General features: G+C 64.1%; 3 protein-coding genes. 2 read left to right on the forward strand and 1 reads right to left on the reverse strand.

Features of this window, described 5'->3' with window-relative positions; genetic code table 11:
• Together VMR03_RS13800 and VMR03_RS13805 are read left to right on the forward strand one after the other, a co-directional pair.
• Positions 1-200 (forward strand): hypothetical protein (locus tag VMR03_RS13800; RefSeq protein ID WP_325406176.1); only part of this gene is annotated, 200 nt, incomplete at its 5' end.
• A gap of 128 nt (positions 201-328) precedes the next feature.
• Positions 329-619: a hypothetical protein gene (locus VMR03_RS13805; RefSeq protein WP_325406178.1), complete on the forward strand. Its 291-nt coding sequence runs from the start codon at positions 329-331 to the stop codon at positions 617-619.
• Positions 620-696: 77 nt separating this feature from the next.
• Here VMR03_RS13805 and VMR03_RS13810 read toward each other — a convergent pair.
• On the reverse strand, positions 697-1,882 hold a 1,186-nt coding region (locus VMR03_RS13810; RefSeq protein WP_325406180.1), incomplete at its 5' end, for an EF-Tu/IF-2/RF-3 family GTPase.

Raw genomic sequence — 1,882 nt, forward strand, 5'->3', positions numbered from 1 at the left:
TCGCGATGCAGCCGATCAACCAGCCCGTGGAAACGGCCGACCGCGAAAAGCAGCTCGGCAAGGAATCGAAATCCGAAGTCCGCCTCGCCGCCGTCACCGGCGAACCCGACTGGCAACCGACCTTCGCCTTCCGCGCCGGAAGACCGACGGTCGCGGCCCCGGAAAGTCCGAGGCGGGCGTTGCGGGATGTGACGGACTGACTCACCGCCGGAAAAAGCAGGCGTCGCCGTTTGGAACATGGCACAAGGCCGATCTTGACGGCTCGTGCCGCGCCGATCATCTATTCCGCGCCCATCCGGCATGTCAGTGTTCCAGGAGTAGTTCCATCTTGAAGTCCCGCCTTTTCCTCGCCGCCGCGCTTCCTCTTCTCGTCGCCGGCTGCGCCTCCACTGAAACCGTCATTGCCACCCAGGCCGTGACCATTTCCTGCACCTATGTGAGTTCGACCTCGATCGAACCCGCGCCCGGCGGCCTCGAAGTCGAGGTGCCGACGACCTTCACCGTCACGAAGACGGCGACGAATGCGGCAGACGCCGCAGCGGCGATCAAGAAGGAAACCGGCGGCAAGCCCTGCACCCAGGTGTCGATGAACACCAACGGCGCCGCGGCCGCGCACTGACGGCCGAGCATATCCGCGTCATGGCCCGGTTCGCCGGGCCATGACCGTTCGTCCGCGATCGTCGTGAAAATGAAGAATTAAGCTGCCACCGGCGCGCGTTCGCGCGTCGCCGAGAAGCGCACATGCGGCCATTTCTCGGCCGTATAGCCGAGTTCCCAATTGCTCTTGGCAAGGAAGACCGGCGCGCCGTCGCGATCCTCCGCCATGTTGCCGCGATGCGCCTCGACGAACTTCTTCAGCTCCGCCGGATCTTCCGACATCACCCAGCGCGCGGTCTCGAAGGGCGAGTTTTCGAAACTCACCTTGATCTCGTATTCGGTCTCGATGCGTGCCGCGAGCACTTCGAGCTGCAGGCGCCCGACGACGCCGACGATCCAGTTGGCGCCGATCTGGGGTTTGAAGACCTGCGTCACGCCTTCCTCGGCGAGGCTTTCGAGCGCCCGTCGCATGTGCTTGGCCTTCATCGGATCGTCGAGCCGCACGCGCTGCAGGATTTCCGGCGCGAAATTCGGAATGCCGGTGAAGGTAAGGTCTTCGGCTTCCGTCAGCGTATCGCCGACGCGGATCGTGCCATGGTTCGGAATGCCGATGATGTCGCCCGCGAAAGCCTCGTCCACGAGTTCGCGGTCCTGCGCGAAAAAGAGCGTCGGATTGTGAATGCCGATCGTCTTGCCGGAGCCGGATACTTTCAGTCGCATGCCGCGCTTGAACCGGCCTGAGCAGATGCGCATGAAGGCGATACGGTCGCGATGATTCGCATCCATGTTCGCCTGCACCTTGAAGACGAAGCCGGCAACCTTGGGCTCGTCCGGCTGCACGAGCCGCGCCGAGGACGGCTGCGGACGCGGGCTCGGCGCGAATTGCACGACGGCATTGAGGAGTTCGCGCACGCCGAGCTTCCGGAGCGCGCTGCCGAAATAGACTGGCGTGAGGTGGCCTGCGCGATAGGCGTCGAGATCGAAGGCGGGCGAGCCCTCGCGCGCGAGTTCCATCTCCTCGCGGAACTGCACGAGCTCCTCGGCGCTCATATGGTTCGCGATTTCGTTGCCGGAGAGGCTCGTCGCCTCCTTGCCCTCGCTCATGCGGTCGTAAGGAATGAAGCGGTCGCGCTCGGGATCGAAAATGCCCCTGAGCAATCCGCCCATGCCGGCCGGCCACATCATCGGCGCGGTGTCGAGCGCGAGCTTGGTCGCGATCTCGTCCATCAGCTCGAAGGGGCTGACGCCTTCGCGGTCGATCTTGTTGATGAAGGTGATGATCGGC

This window comes from Parvibaculum sp., from assembly GCF_035511255.1.
Lineage (GTDB): Bacteria > Pseudomonadota > Alphaproteobacteria > Parvibaculales > Parvibaculaceae > Parvibaculum.